The sequence below is a fragment of the Acinetobacter sp. 1000160 genome (assembly GCF_000588715.1).
GTDB lineage: Bacteria > Pseudomonadota > Gammaproteobacteria > Pseudomonadales > Moraxellaceae > Acinetobacter > Acinetobacter courvalinii.
Window position 1 is genome coordinate 74303 of sequence record NZ_JFWP02000002.1, and the last position, 13601, is coordinate 87903.

12 protein-coding genes are annotated in these 13601 nt (G+C 43.3%); 9 read left to right on the plus strand and 3 right to left on the minus strand.

Annotated features, from left to right (window positions below; genetic code table 11):
- The first annotated feature begins 43 nt into the window (after nt 1-43).
- The 8 genes from uvrB to proB all read left to right on the plus strand — a co-directional run bounded on the left by uvrB (nt 44) and on the right by proB (nt 9653).
- Nucleotides 44-2068, plus strand: coding sequence for an excinuclease ABC subunit UvrB (uvrB, locus tag J699_RS14530; protein WP_032866352.1), 2025 nt, complete (start codon nt 44-46; stop codon nt 2066-2068).
- A gap of 119 nt (nt 2069-2187) precedes the next feature.
- A complete protein-coding gene (locus J699_RS14525) occupies nt 2188-2772 on the plus strand; it encodes a lipocalin family protein (RefSeq protein WP_005231640.1) in 585 nt (194 codons plus the stop codon).
- 101 nt (nt 2773-2873) lie between these two features.
- Nucleotides 2874-3818, plus strand: a complete 945-nt coding sequence (gene rarD, locus J699_RS14520) for an EamA family transporter RarD (RefSeq protein ID WP_032866354.1) — start codon at nt 2874-2876, stop codon at nt 3816-3818.
- A 255-nt stretch (nt 3819-4073) separates the two neighbouring features.
- On the plus strand, nt 4074-5531 hold the full coding sequence (locus tag J699_RS14515; protein WP_005231638.1) for a glyceraldehyde-3-phosphate dehydrogenase: 1458 nt from the start codon (nt 4074-4076) through the stop codon (nt 5529-5531).
- A 136-nt stretch (nt 5532-5667) separates the two neighbouring features.
- Entirely contained in the window at nt 5668-6411 is a 744-nt protein-coding gene (locus tag J699_RS14510; protein ID WP_032866357.1) for a hypothetical protein, read from the plus strand.
- A complete protein-coding gene (locus tag J699_RS14505; protein WP_032866359.1) occupies nt 6411-7091 on the plus strand; it encodes a hypothetical protein in 681 nt (226 codons plus the stop codon). Before J699_RS14510 ends, J699_RS14505 begins: the two co-directional genes overlap by 1 nt.
- A 195-nt stretch (nt 7092-7286) precedes the next feature.
- Complete coding sequence (gene cgtA, locus J699_RS14500; protein WP_005231635.1) at nt 7287-8504, plus strand: Obg family GTPase CgtA; 1218 nt, start codon at nt 7287-7289, stop codon at nt 8502-8504.
- Nucleotides 8505-8519: 15 nt separating this feature from the next.
- On the plus strand, nt 8520-9653 hold the full coding sequence (proB, locus tag J699_RS14495; protein WP_005231634.1) for a glutamate 5-kinase: 1134 nt from the start codon (nt 8520-8522) through the stop codon (nt 9651-9653).
- Nucleotides 9654-9677: 24 nt separating this feature from the next.
- Here the strand turns inward: proB and J699_RS14490 are convergent, their stop codons facing one another.
- Together J699_RS14490 and J699_RS14485 are read right to left on the minus strand one after the other, a co-directional pair.
- Nucleotides 9678-10352, minus strand: a complete 675-nt coding sequence (locus tag J699_RS14490) for an HAD family hydrolase (protein ID WP_032866360.1) — start codon at nt 10350-10352, stop codon at nt 9678-9680.
- The gene (locus J699_RS14485; RefSeq protein ID WP_032866361.1) at nt 10319-11527 is read right to left on the minus strand and encodes a DUF1615 family protein; all 1209 of its coding nucleotides are present in this window, start codon (nt 11525-11527) and stop codon (nt 10319-10321) included. Before J699_RS14485 ends, J699_RS14490 begins: the two co-directional genes overlap by 34 nt.
- Nucleotides 11528-11609: 82 nt before the next feature.
- On the opposite strand from J699_RS14485, the gene dusB reads away from it, so the two are divergent.
- Nucleotides 11610-12635 carry a tRNA dihydrouridine synthase DusB gene (gene dusB / locus J699_RS14480; protein ID WP_032866362.1) on the plus strand — a complete coding sequence of 342 codons (1026 nt, stop codon included), beginning with the start codon at nt 11610-11612 and terminating at the stop codon, nt 12633-12635.
- Nucleotides 12636-12689: 54 nt separating this feature from the next.
- Here the strand turns inward: dusB and oxyR are convergent, their stop codons facing one another.
- Complete coding sequence (gene oxyR / locus J699_RS14475; protein WP_004773664.1) at nt 12690-13595, minus strand: LysR family transcriptional regulator OxyR; 906 nt, start codon at nt 13593-13595, stop codon at nt 12690-12692.
- Nucleotides 13596-13601 lie beyond the last annotated feature (6 nt).

Consider the following 13601-nt stretch of genomic DNA (forward strand, 5'->3'; position numbering starts at 1 on the left):
TCCCCCATAAATAGAGATTAAGTTTTAGTGTAGGAATGAGCTTGTGAGCGAAAACCAGCCTTTTGAGTTAGTCACCAATTATCAACCTGCGGGCGATCAACCTCAGGCCATTGAGAAATTGGTCAGTGGTATTAACCAGGGTTTTCGTAATCAGTTGCTGCTTGGGGTAACCGGTTCAGGTAAAACCTATACCATGGCCAATGTGATTGCCCAAACCCAACGTCCAACCATTGTGATGGCACACAACAAAACCCTTGCAGCTCAGCTGTATGGTGAATTCAAGGCCTTCTTTCCGAACAATGCGGTAGAGTATTTCGTCAGTTACTACGATTACTACCAGCCTGAAGCGTATGTGCCATCCTCAGATACCTTTATTGAAAAAGATTCGGCGATTAATGACCACATTGACCAGATGCGCTTGTCAGCAACACGTGCTTTATTAGAGCGCCGTGATGCCATTATTGTGGCTTCGGTTTCTGCGATTTATGGTCTGGGCGATCCAAATGCCTATATGCAAATGCTGTTGCATATCGTGCAAGGTGATCGGGTCAGCCGCGATGACATTATTCGCCGTCTGGTGGAAATGCAATACACCCGCAATGAACTGGAATTCTTGCGCGGTACATATCGTATTCGCGGTGAAATTATTGATATTTTCCCTGCGGAATCGGATAAGGATGCAATTCGGGTCGAATTATTTGATGATGAGGTCGATTCGATTCGCTGGTTTGATCCATTGACCGGAAAACTGGTACGTAAAGTTCCGCGGGTAACGATTTATCCAAAAAGTCACTATGTTACGCCGAAGGACCATTTAACCCGTGCCATTGATACCATTAAAGATGAATTGAAAGGTCAACTGAAATTTTTCAAGGATCATGACAAATTACTGGAAGCGCAACGTATTGAACAACGGACCCGTTATGATCTGGAAATGATGCAACAGCTCGGTTATACCAACGGGATCGAGAACTATTCACGCCATTTGTCTGGTCGTACCGCAGGTGAGGCGCCGCCAACTTTATTTGATTATGTGCCCGAAGATGCCTTGCTGATTATTGATGAGTCGCATGTGACGGTACCTCAGATTGGTGCAATGTATAAAGGTGACCGTTCACGTAAAGAAAATCTGGTCAATTATGGTTTCCGTTTGCCGAGCGCCTTGGACAACCGTCCAATGAAATTCGAAGAGTGGGAGCGAATCGTTCCGACCACCGTGTTTGTGAGCGCAACGCCAGCACATTATGAACTGGAAAAATCCGAGCAAATTGTGGAGCAGGTGGTTCGTCCGACGGGGCTGATTGATCCCGAGATTGAAGTACGTCCGGTGTTGACCCAGGTCGATGATGTCTTGTCCGAGATCAATATTCGTAAACAGCTGAATGAACGTGTGCTGGTGACCACCTTAACCAAACGTATGGCAGAAGATCTAACCTCCTATCTCAAAGAGTACGGCATTAAAGTCGCTTATCTGCATTCGGATATCGATACTGTGGAACGGGTCAAGATTATCCATGAATTACGTACCGGCGTGCATGATGTACTGGTCGGGATTAACTTGTTGCGTGAAGGTCTGGATATGCCCGAAGTTTCTCTGGTGGCAATTCTGGATGCCGATAAGGAAGGTTTCCTGCGTTCAGAACGATCCTTGATCCAGACCATTGGGCGTGCTGCACGTAATGTGAAGGGTAAAGCAATTTTATATGCAGACCGGATTACCGACTCCATGCGTAAGGCCATGGATGAAACCGAACGTCGTCGGAACAAGCAGATCGAGTTTAATGAAGCACATGGCATTACCCCGCGTAGTGCAGTCCGTCAGGCGATTAAGGAAATTGATACCGGTGAAGTGCTGACTGATGAAGAAATAGATGAAAATGTACTTGAGCAGGCGCAAGCGATCAGTGCGGATGAACGACATTTATTGTCTGATCCAAAACTGTTTGCAAAACATATCAGCAAACTGGAAAAGGAAATGCTGAAAGCCTCGAAAGAACTACAGTTTGAGCAGGCAGCACGATTGCGTGATGAAATTGTGCGTTTAAAAGCACACATGTTGCAATCTTAATTGCGCAGAGAAACCCTCAAAAGTGATACATATCGCAACAGTTTTTGTTTATTAAATAGGCTATTTTGAAGTGCTAAGTATATGACTATTGATAACAAATTTTGTTTTGAGGATTTCTCATGCCATTGATTAAGAATTTCCCGAAAGCTAGTTGGCGTTTAACAAAGATTGCAGTGGGTGGGGTGGTTTTAACTGGGTTAGCGGTTGGGACCATTGCTTATGCACAGGCAAAACCTTTACCGACTGTTGAAAAAGTAGAATTGGATAAATATCTGGGTGTCTGGTATGAAGTCGCCCGAAAACCGATGTTCTTCGAACGAAAGTGTGTCTATAACATTACTGCCACTTATACCCTCAATGAAAATGGCAATATTGTGGTTGATAATAAATGCTATGACAGTGAAGGAAATCTACAGCAAAGTGTGGGTGAAGCTTTTGTTGCCAATGCACCATTTAATACCAAGTTACGGGTCAGTTTTTTACCTGAGGTGGTGCGCTGGGTGCCGATGGCACGTGGCGATTACTGGATTTTGAAACTGGATAATGATTATCAAACCGTGCTGGTGGGAGAGCCGCGCCGTAAATATTTATGGGTATTGTCGCGAACACCGAACCCCCATAAAGACACCATTCATGAATATTTAAATTACGCGAAATCACTGGGCTATAATATTAGTGATGTGATTTATCCTGAACATCGTTAGAATAAGATAGACTTGTTTAAAAACCATGCATGCATGGTTTTTTTATTTTTAGATAGTGGATAAATCACGTATTTTTTTAATTTCCCATATAGAGGTTCAAAGTGGTTAAAGGTATCGCTTATTCAGTTTTGGCTTCTATTACATTTGGGGTGTTATATTTTTATACCCAACTGCTGGGCGCACTGGACAGTGAGCAGACCTTTGGCTGGCGGATTATTGCGACCTTGCCGGTTTTAACCCTGTTTATGTGGTTGACTGGCGATTTGATCCATATCAAAACCATCTTTAAAAGAATTTTAAAAAAGCCGATTTTATTACTTTTTCTAATGACCACTTCGGTCCTGACCTCAGCGCAGTTATGGCTGTTCCTGTGGGCACCGATGCATGGACGGGGTTTGCAGGTGTCATTAGGTTATTTTCTTTTGCCACTGGTGTTGGTCCTTGCTGGAAGTTTCCTGTACGGAGAGAAACTTTCTAAATTCCAGTATGTCGCTGTGTCTTTTGCGGTATTTGGAGTGGGGCATGAGATCTGGCGTCTAGGCAGCATGGCCTGGGAAACTGCACTTGTTGCGCTGGGTTATGCAGCCTATTTTATTCTGCGTAAAAAAATCCAGACAGATAACCTGGGCGGCTTCTGGTGGGATCTGTTGATTATTCTTCCAGTCGCCATCTTCTTGACCCAAACTGGCGATGCTTCTTTTGCCAAGTTTCTCGAACATCCAGGTCTGATTCTTGTCGTGATTGGTTTGGGATTGTTAAGTGCCATTGGTCTAGGCAGCTATATTCTCGCCAGCCGTTATTTGCCACTGATTATTTTTGGTTTGTTGGGCTATCTGGAACCGGTGCTGCTGGCGCTGGCATCTTTGGTCATGGGGGAGAAAATTGGCGCAGAAGAGTGGCTGACTTATATCCCCATCTGGTTAGCGGTGCTGGTATTGGTGATAGAGGGTGCAGTCCATCTTTATCAGCAAAATCAGCGTAAGAAACAGTTGGCCCTCAATCTGCAGCAGTATTCGAAACGTATCGATTTGAACGATAAGAGCTAAAAAATCCGCGAATACGACAGGAATTATCAGTAAAACTGTTATGGCTGTGATGTAAATCACAGCTATTATGATGAAAGAAAAAGATTTTTACCTAAATTCACAAAAATAATTATAGGTATTTTATGAATTTATAGTCAATTAGGACAAAATCTTAGCTCGTTGAGCAGCTTTTGATTCAATCTTGATGATAATTCTATTACAATTATGGCGTTTTAAAAATTCACGCCCAGTATATATAAATTAGAGGACGTAACAGTGAGCAAAGACACTATCATTGCCCTACACGCAGAACACCAAGGTCGTTGGAAAAACCGTGAAGAAATCGCGGAACGTATGATTACCTTAATCGGTCAATTATACCGTGAGAAAAATATTGTTGTTTCTGTTTACGGCCGTTCTTTAATTAACCGTTCAGTGATCCAGATTTTAAAAACGCATCGTCGTACACGTATGCTTGATGTTGAACTTTCTGTGGTGAATACCTTCCCGATTCTGGAAGCATTAATGAAAGTTGAAAACATCGGTTCTGCTGAAGTGGATATCGGTAAACTTGCGGTTGAATATAAAAATGCAGGTGGTGATGTAGACGCTTTTGTTGCTAACGCTGTTGCTTCAATTCAAGGTAACCCAACTGCTGGCGCGCCTAAAGATGTTGTACTTTACGGTTTTGGTCGTATCGGTCGTATCTTGGCTCGTCTAATCATCAGCCAGTCTGGTTTAGGTCGTGGTTTAAGCCTTAAAGCTATCGTTGTGCGTAAATCATCTGATGGTGACTTGGCGAAACGTGCTTCATTATTACGTCGTGACTCTATTCACGGTACTTTTGACGGTACAATTTCTGTAGATGAAGAAAACGAAGCAATCATTGCCAATGGTCAGTTCATCAAAGTGATTTATGCATCAAGCCCAAGTGAAGTGGACTACACGGCGTATGGTATCGAAAATGCACTTTTGATCGACAATACCGGTAAATGGCGTGATGCTGAAGGCCTGAGCCAACACTTGCAATGTGCAGGAGTTGCACGTGTTGTATTAACAGCACCAAGTAAAGGCGAAATGAAGAACGTTGTATTTGGTGTGAACAACGGCGATATCCTGGATGAAGATAAAATCATCTCTGCTGCAAGCTGTACAACCAACGCAATTACCCCTGTATTAAAAGTTTTAGACGACAAATACAAAGTATTGAATGGTCACGTTGAAACCGTTCACTCTTTCACAAACGACCAGAACTTAATTGATAACTATCATAAAGCTGACCGTCGTGGCCGTGCTGCAACGTTGAACATGGTCATCACTGAAACTGGTGCTGCGAAAGCGGTTGCGAAAGCTTTACCTGGCTTAAAAGGCAAGTTAACAGGTAACTCTGTTCGCGTTCCAACACCAAACGTTTCGCTTGCCATCTTGAACTTAAACTTAGAGAAAGAAATTGATCGTGAAGAAGTGAACGAATACATTCGTCAAATCTCGATCAACTCGAAGTTACAAGGTCAGATCGGTTATACCAACTCAACTGAAGTGGTATCAAGTGACTTTATCGGTTCACGTACAGCAGGTGTGTTTGATGCGCAAGCAACCATCGCTTCTGGTACACGTTTAACTGCTTATGTTTGGTACGATAACGAAGTCGGTTATAGCTGTCAGGTATTACGTATTGCTGAACAAATGTGTGGCGTAAGCTATACCAAAGTTCCTGCTGAAACAAATGCATAATTTGTTTGCATCGCAATAAAAAAAGCCCGGTTTTAAACTGGGCTTTTTTAATGACTGTACAGAATATATGCTGAATAAAACATAAAAATCGATGAGAATGCAGGAAAAGGGACATAATTAAACAAAGGATAGATCATTGTTGCAGTTTAGACGTTTATTCGTGGTATTTGCTCTGATTGTGGTGGCCAACTTGTGTGGTGTGTATATCGCAATGTGGGTGTTCAAGCATTTTAATATTTATATCCCCTTAAAGAATCAGGATGTGGCGATTGATCTGCAAGAGCCGCTGCAAGTTCGCGTCAAAGTGAAAGATGCGCTTAATGTCGATGTGAATGGGCGGGTAAATGCCCAGATTCCAATTAACGAACAACTGAATGTACCGCTGACCCAGACCCTGACGCCACGGGTGTACTTCGATAGTCAGGTTCCAATCAGTACCACCATTCCTGTCAAAGAAACCATCAAGGTGAATCAAAGTTTGCCGATCGATACCAAGGTACAGGTTAAAATTCTGGGTAAGGACGTGACGTTGCCTTTAAAAGGCTCGATTCCTTTGCAACTGGATGTGCCGATTGATATTCAGGTGCCTTTACAACAAAAGGTACATTTGAAGTTTGATGCGCCAGTGCGCACAGTGCTCAAGGAAAATTTAAATATTCCGTTAAAAGCACAACTGAATGCCAATATTCCCATTCAGGGCAATTTAAATGTACCGATTACTTCGGAACTGAATGCTTCTGTGGATGTAAAAAATACCTTGCCTGTCAAAATTGCGCAGGGAGAACTCAAGATTCCTCTATCCAGCATGTATCTGGGACGTGTAAAAACCCAAGCGGTTGATGAACCCGCAACGCCAACTGACGTCAAGGTAGGTGAGTGATGGATATCACCAAGTCAGTAAAAAGTATGCTGATCAGTTTTGTGATCGTGACGACCTTGGTGGCGATCTTATTCTGGTTTTATCTGAATATTCAGGCTTCATTAATTGTATCTGCCCAGCAGGCGGATATTCGCTTGCCTGAATCATTAGCGACCAAAATTCAGGTCGGAGATCATTTAAGCGCCAAGTCTCAAGGCCAACTGGATACTGTGCTGGATATTGATCGCAGTTTAAGCTTGCCTTTATCAGGTAAATATCTGGCTGATCTCAGTTTTGAAGTTGAAACGCCGATTACCGTCGATATTAACTATGAAACCGTTCTGAAAGTTGATGATGTGGTACCGATTGAGACCAATACCGATCTGATCTATCAAAATAAATTATTGCCGAAATTTCCTTTGAGCCTGAATATTCCAGTAAAGCTGGACATCCCGTTTCAATTGAAACGCACCTATACCGTACCGGTAAAAATCGTATTCGATGGTCCGGTGCATTTTGCCTTTGATGAAACAATTAACTTACCGGTCAAACATCAGTTTAAACCCAGCCTCTATATGAATGATGCGATTAATATGAGTAAAATTTCGTCTTTTGATGCCATCATGTATAACTCGGTACAGCAGACCAAAGCCAATCTGGATATGCAAATGGCCTTACCTTTAAAAAATGTAAAACCGTAATCGATATTTTCCAGTTGTTAAAAAATCAGGTGGTAAATCTTCTGCCTAAATTGATATTTTTCGGTGCTGAATTGTTCAATTTGAATATTCAACCCAGAATAAATTTAAAAAAATCAATTTGCTGATTTTTCTATTCGAGAATTTTCTTAAAATGTGGCAAAATACCCCGTTTTAAAGAATTCAGAGGATTGGCACATGCGCTTTGTTGATGAAGCAGTCATTACCGTAGAGGCTGGCGACGGTGGCAATGGCGTAGCCAGTTTTCGCCGTGAAAAATTTGTCCCTTTTGGTGGCCCGGATGGTGGTGATGGGGGACGTGGCGGAAGTATTTACATCCAGGCGGATGATGATACCAGCACACTTGTAGATTACCGTTATACCCGTCGTTATCGCGCAGAACGCGGTAAAAATGGTTCGGGTGCAAACTGTTCAGGCCGTGGCGGTGAAGACGTTATTTTAAAAGTACCAGTCGGTACAACCATTGTTGATACTGAGTCTGGCGACATTATTGGTGACCTGGTTGCTGATGGTCAACGTGTCAAAGTTGCCCAAGGCGGTGATGGTGGTTTAGGCAATACTCACTTTAAATCGTCAACCAACCGTTCCCCGCGTAAATGTACACACGGGATTAAAGGTGAGTACCGCGAAGTCCGTCTAGAGTTAAAAGTACTCGCAGACGTAGGCTTATTGGGTATGCCGAATGCAGGTAAATCGACATTTATCCGTGCAGTCAGTGCGGCAAAACCAAAAGTTGCTGATTATCCGTTTACCACAATGGTACCTAACCTAGGTGTGGTCGATGCCGACCGTCACCGTTCATTTGTGATGGCGGATATTCCAGGGCTGATCGAAGGCGCGGCAGAAGGTGCAGGTCTAGGGATTCGCTTCCTTAAGCATTTGGCACGTACCCGTATCCTGTTGCATATCGTTGATGTTCAACCAATTGATGGTTCAGATCCTGCACATAATGCCAAAGCGATTCTGGGCGAATTGGTTAAATTCTCACCAACCTTGGCAAAACTTCCAGTGGTACTGGTTTTAAACAAACTTGACCAGCTTCCTGAAGAATCTAAAGAAGAGTGGTGTCAGCACATTCTGGATGAATTGCAATGGCAAGGCCCTGTATTTAAAACCTCAGGTTTGATGTCTGAAGGCACCAAAGAGGTGGTGTACTATTTAATGGATCAGATCGAACAACAACGTGAACGCGAAGTTGAAGATCCAGAATACGCAGCAGAAGTTAAAGCATTCCGTGAGCAGCTTGAAGCTGAAACACGTGAACAAACCATCGCAGCTAAAGAAGCCTATCGTGCCATGCGTAAAGCTCAGCGTGAAGCTGGTCTGGACGATGACGAAGACTTTGATGACGATGAGGATGAAGGCGATGTAGAAAGTATCTACATTCGTGACTAGTAAACCGAGGGAAAAATGATAGAAGTGGTCGATGGGCAACGTCAGCTCAATGCGTGTAAACGAATCGTTGTTAAAATCGGATCATCTTTACTCACTGCAAATGGGCAAGGTCTAGATTTAAATGCAATTTCGCACTGGGCGAAACAGATTGCAGATCTACACAATGCCGGACATGAGATTATTCTGGTGTCTTCAGGTGCAGTTGCAGAAGGGATGGTACGCATGAAACTTGCGAGTCGACCCACCGATCTACCCAGTTTGCAAGCTTGTGCAGCGATTGGCCAAATGGGCCTGATCCATACTTGGTCAAGTGTACTTGATCAACATGGTATCCAGACCGCACAGGTTTTACTCACGCATGATGACCTTGCAGATCGTCGTCGTTACCTCAACTCATGTGACGCTTTGCAGAACCTGATTGACTGGCATGTGATTCCGGTAATTAATGAAAATGACACCGTCTCTACGGATGAAATCCGTTTTGGAGATAATGACACTTTAGCGGCCATGGTTGCGGGTCAGGTGCATGCAGAATTACTGATTATCCTGACTGATCAGCAGGGGATGTTTGATTCTGATCCACGTAGTAACCCGAATGCGAAACTGTTTTCAGCTGTTCGGGCGCTTGATGATAGCCTGTTCGAAATGGCAGGTGGCGGTGGTGTGCTGGGTCGTGGCGGTATGGTCACCAAGGTCCGTGCCGCACGTCTCGCAGCGAGATCAGGTTGCCCAACGTTAATTGCCAGTGGTGAAAGTGACAATGTACTGGCACGCTTAATGGCGGGCGAGATGTTGGGCACGTTATTTACCACAGACAATGACCGTGTCACGGCACATCAGCAATGGCTGGCAGCGCATTTGCAAACGGCTGGACGTTTAGTGATTGATGATGGCGCGGTTGAAGCGATCAAGCGCAAGCACCGTAGTCTATTACCGGTCGGCGTAAAAGCGATTGAAGGACATTTTGATCGTGGTGATGTGGTGGAATGTGTTGATAAAAACGGTGCTCGTATTGCGGTTGGACGTGTCAATTTCAGTTCACGTTCGGCAGAAATGATCAAAGGTTTATCATCAGAAAAAGTCTATCAGGTGTTAGGTGAAGCACGTTCGCTAGAAATGATTCATCGGGACCATATGGCGATTTATTAAATGGCCCCGATAAAAAAGCTCGCTTTAGGCGGGCTTTTTTATGTCGACTGATTTTGCGTATTTGGCATCTAGGATGGGTAATCCTTTTTGTTCGCCCATCATATAAGGATAATCTGCCAGTGAAAGCATCTCTACATCTTCTTCACTGTTGCCATAAGCATAAACCGCATGATAATCATCTAAATTATACTTTTCTAAAATGCGGATTTTCTTCTGTTCACAACTACAGTCTTCGGAGCGATATTTTCCTGTTAACAGTCCATCTTTGGTTTCGGTCTGGGTGCAGATTACGTCAATCTTGAGCACATCACAGATTGGAGCGAGATAGAGGTCAACCGAAGCGGAGACCAGTACCACATGATCACCGCATTGTTGATGCTGCCGAAGTTGATTAAGTAAATCCGGATCTAATTTTTTGAATAGTTTTTGAGTATATTCCTGCGCTAATTTTTCCACAACGTTGATCGGCGTGTCCTTAAACATGGTTTCGAATAGACGTGGCCGCATGGCATGCGCAGGGTATAGACGCAAATAGTAGGCCTGAATCCACGGCAGGATTTTCAGGCCTCGTTTTACAATATGACGTTTTGATAGCGCAAAGAAAATAAATCCCGTAAAACTGTCTTTGGGATAAAGTGTTCCATCAAAATCAAATAAGGCAAGATTTATAGTTTTATACGTTTCGCTCTTTGCATGCATGCTTCATATCTTCCATTTACACGACTTGCGAACCAATTGGTATTGTAATCACGGCTGAGTTTAGGTCCTGAAATAACCACCTCTGGCATAATTGCATAAATTGGTTCTTTATTGGTTTTAGTTTGATAGAGTTTTTGAACCGCTAGGTAAGTCTGTGTATCTTCAAATTTTCTCTCTTTTTCTTTCTTTAAATCCGCACGGATCTGACGTGGCGTGACCAGCACCCGATTGCTGGTAAATGCAGCAATAATTTCTTTTTCTGACTGGCTCAGGGCGGATTGCGGATTACCATCTTTATTATAAAGTAATAAGTCACCATCTAAATCAAGATCTTTATCTTGTATCACTTCAAGCATCTTCTGGAAAGCAGCATTACGGCTGGAATACATGCCCGAATTATAGTCTGCAAAGCGGTAAATGGCTTTGTCATAATCCGCCGAATATTCCATCAGACGATGAATGCCATAATATAAGCCGCCGTATTGGGTATACAGGTCATCACGTAATTCTGCAATATTGCCACTTTGACGTTTATGCTCTTTGGCATAGTTAATATGGACCTGCATTGAACCCAGTGTGGTGATCGGATTCATTTTCTCGCCAATATCCTGGCCGATTAATTTTGCAGCACCAGTCAAAGCACTGACATGATAATGCTTTGACATATAGTCAAAAATTTCACGATAAAGCAAATCCAGCTCACGTTCGGTTTTTACCCTGCGCATCTGGCTCATGTAATTATTTTCAGGAGAGGGCTGATTTTTCAACACATCTTCAAAATAACCTGCCACCGTACCGCCAATGGTTTCACCTAATTTGGCTTCAAATTTCTCTTTAAGTCGGGTATTGATTTCCTGAACTGCTTTTTGCCCTAAACCCGGGACAGCAGGATCGGCAACAAAGTTCGATTCCTGATCAACGACCGCCACAATGCTACATACATTTTGCTTGGATTTTGGAATGCTTAATTGTTGCATGATATCAAAAATATCTTGCGACCAGGATTCCCGATCATTTACCCGTGGTGGAAGAACTTTTTTAATCTGTTCTACCTTCATTTCAGGCTCTTTATTATTTGACCACCATGAACTATCCCCACAAGCAGTTAAGCTTATGCTGATTGCCAACAGGCTAAATGTTTTGAGTAGAGGACGAGTCGAAACAGATTTGTTCATAATGAAGACAACACCGCACAAAAAGATGAGCCGAACGGGCGAATGAAGTATACTATGTTGGTCAGAAATTGTAAGAAAATATATGTATATTGGTTCATATCAACTGTCAAATAATTTGATTGTTGCCCCTATGGCCGGCGTCACAGACCGTCCATTTAGAACACTCTGTAAGTACTTTGGTGCAGGACATGCGGTCAGTGAAATGATGACTGCAGACAAGACTTTGCGCATGAGCAAGAAGAGCCTTTATCGGGCCAATTTCGACGGTGAGCTGGCGCCAATCTCTGCACAAATCGCGGGTTCTGATCCTGAACAACTGGCGGAAGCGGCACGTTATCAGGTGGCAAATGGGGCGCAAATTGTTGATATCAATATGGGTTGTCCGGCCAAAAAAGTCTGCAATAAACTGGCAGGTTCGGCTTTATTACAAGATGAAGATCTGGTCGCCCGTATTCTGGATGCCGTGGTTGCAGCCGTTGATGTGCCTGTCACCTTGAAAACCCGTTTGGGCTTTTTAAATGGTCATGAAAATATTTTACGTGTGGCCAAACGTGCCGAAGAATCAGGAATTGCTGCCTTAGCCTTACACGGTCGTACCCGTGAAGATATGTATTTAAATACGGCACGTTATGAACTTATCAAGCAGGTGAAACAGCTGATAGATATTCCATTGATTGCCAATGGTGATATTGATAGTCCTGAAAAAGCCAAATATGTGCTGGATTACACTGGTGCAGATGCCATTATGATTGGGCGTGCTGCTCAGGGCCGACCATGGATCTTTCGGGAAATTGCCCATTACCTCAAAACCGGTGAACATCTGGCTGCACCAGATATTGCAGAAGTCAAAGCAGTGTTATTGGGACATCTGGCTGAACTGTATGCATTCTATGGTGAATATTCGGGTTGTCGTATCGCGCGTAAGCATATTGCTTGGTACACCAAAGGTTTACGTTCAAGTAACGAGTTCCGCCAGAACATGTACAAAGTAGAAAATACCACAGATCAGGCAAAAGTCGTTGAAAGCTATTTTGATCAATTACTGGATCAGGGACAGCGGATGAGTGATGTGCAGGTTGAGCAGGTCAATTTACTGGATATCAAATAATTATTCTTGTTTGGTGTAAAAAAGCCTGTAATCAATTACAGGCTTTTTATTTGATTATTCTAAGTGAGCCGTGATTTTTTGCAGAATTTGCAGAATCACATCAAATTCACTTTGTAACGGCGTACTTTTACGAGTCACTAAAGCCAATGTACGGCTTGGTGCAGCTTCGATTGATTTCACATCAATGTCTTCATTAAAGTGAATCATGCTGTTTTTCAAGGCAATCTCAGGTAACAGGGTAAAGCCAAGATCTGACGATACCATTTCCACCAGTGTTGGCAATGAACTTGCTTTTAAGCGGTGATCATTTTTACGCTCACCGACCGGGCAGGCACTTAAGGCATGGTCACGTAAACAATGTCCTTCTTCAAGCAACATCAGACGTGATAAATCAAGGTCATCAAGAGAGTTTGCATTCGCCGCATTGGTATCTTTTTTGTTGTACACCAGGAACAAATGTTCTTTCGCGATTTCGGCAACTTTAAGGCTGCGTGTATCGAAAGGAAGCGCCAGTACAATCATGTCCAGATTGCCATGTTCCAGCTTTTCTACAATCTTCTCGCTTTGCGCTTCATGCAAATGCAGCTGAATTTTAGGCAGTTGCTGATGGACTTCTTCCAATAGCTGCGTCAGGATAAAGGGTGCAATGGTTGGGATAATACCAAGATGCAAATCACCTGTGAGCGGTTCGCTCATTTCACGACTTAAGCGCATCAAATCCTGAGCATCGGCAAGCAGTACACGCGCACGCGCTACCACTTGTTCACCTAACGGTGTTAAACGGACGTTTTGACGATCACGCTCAACTAAGACGCCACCTAATAAGCGCTCTAATTCCATGATGCCGCCAGACAGCGTCGACTGGGTGACAAAGGAACGACGCGCTGCTTCAGTAAAATGTAAAGTTTCTGACAACGTAACTAAATATGATAGCTGTCTTAATGAGGGTAATGCAGCCATAGAGTC

Excerpts from the sequence above, each read along its gene's own strand:
- J699_RS14525 (WP_005231640.1), top strand. The coding sequence starts at position 2,188 with ATGCCATTGATTAAGAATTTCCCGAAAGCTAGTTGGCGTTTAACAAAG.
- J699_RS14505 (WP_032866359.1), top strand. The coding sequence starts at position 6,411 with ATGGATATCACCAAGTCAGTAAAAAGTATGCTGATCAGTTTTGTGATC.
- cgtA (WP_005231635.1), top strand. The coding sequence starts at position 7,287 with ATGCGCTTTGTTGATGAAGCAGTCATTACCGTAGAGGCTGGCGACGGT.
- proB (WP_005231634.1), top strand. The coding sequence starts at position 8,520 with ATGATAGAAGTGGTCGATGGGCAACGTCAGCTCAATGCGTGTAAACGA.
- J699_RS14490 (WP_032866360.1), bottom strand. The coding sequence starts at position 10,352 with ATGCATGCAAAGAGCGAAACGTATAAAACTATAAATCTTGCCTTATTT.
- J699_RS14485 (WP_032866361.1), bottom strand. The coding sequence starts at position 11,527 with ATGAACAAATCTGTTTCGACTCGTCCTCTACTCAAAACATTTAGCCTG.
- dusB (WP_032866362.1), top strand. The coding sequence starts at position 11,610 with ATGTATATTGGTTCATATCAACTGTCAAATAATTTGATTGTTGCCCCT.
- oxyR (WP_004773664.1), bottom strand. The coding sequence starts at position 13,595 with ATGGCTGCATTACCCTCATTAAGACAGCTATCATATTTAGTTACGTTG.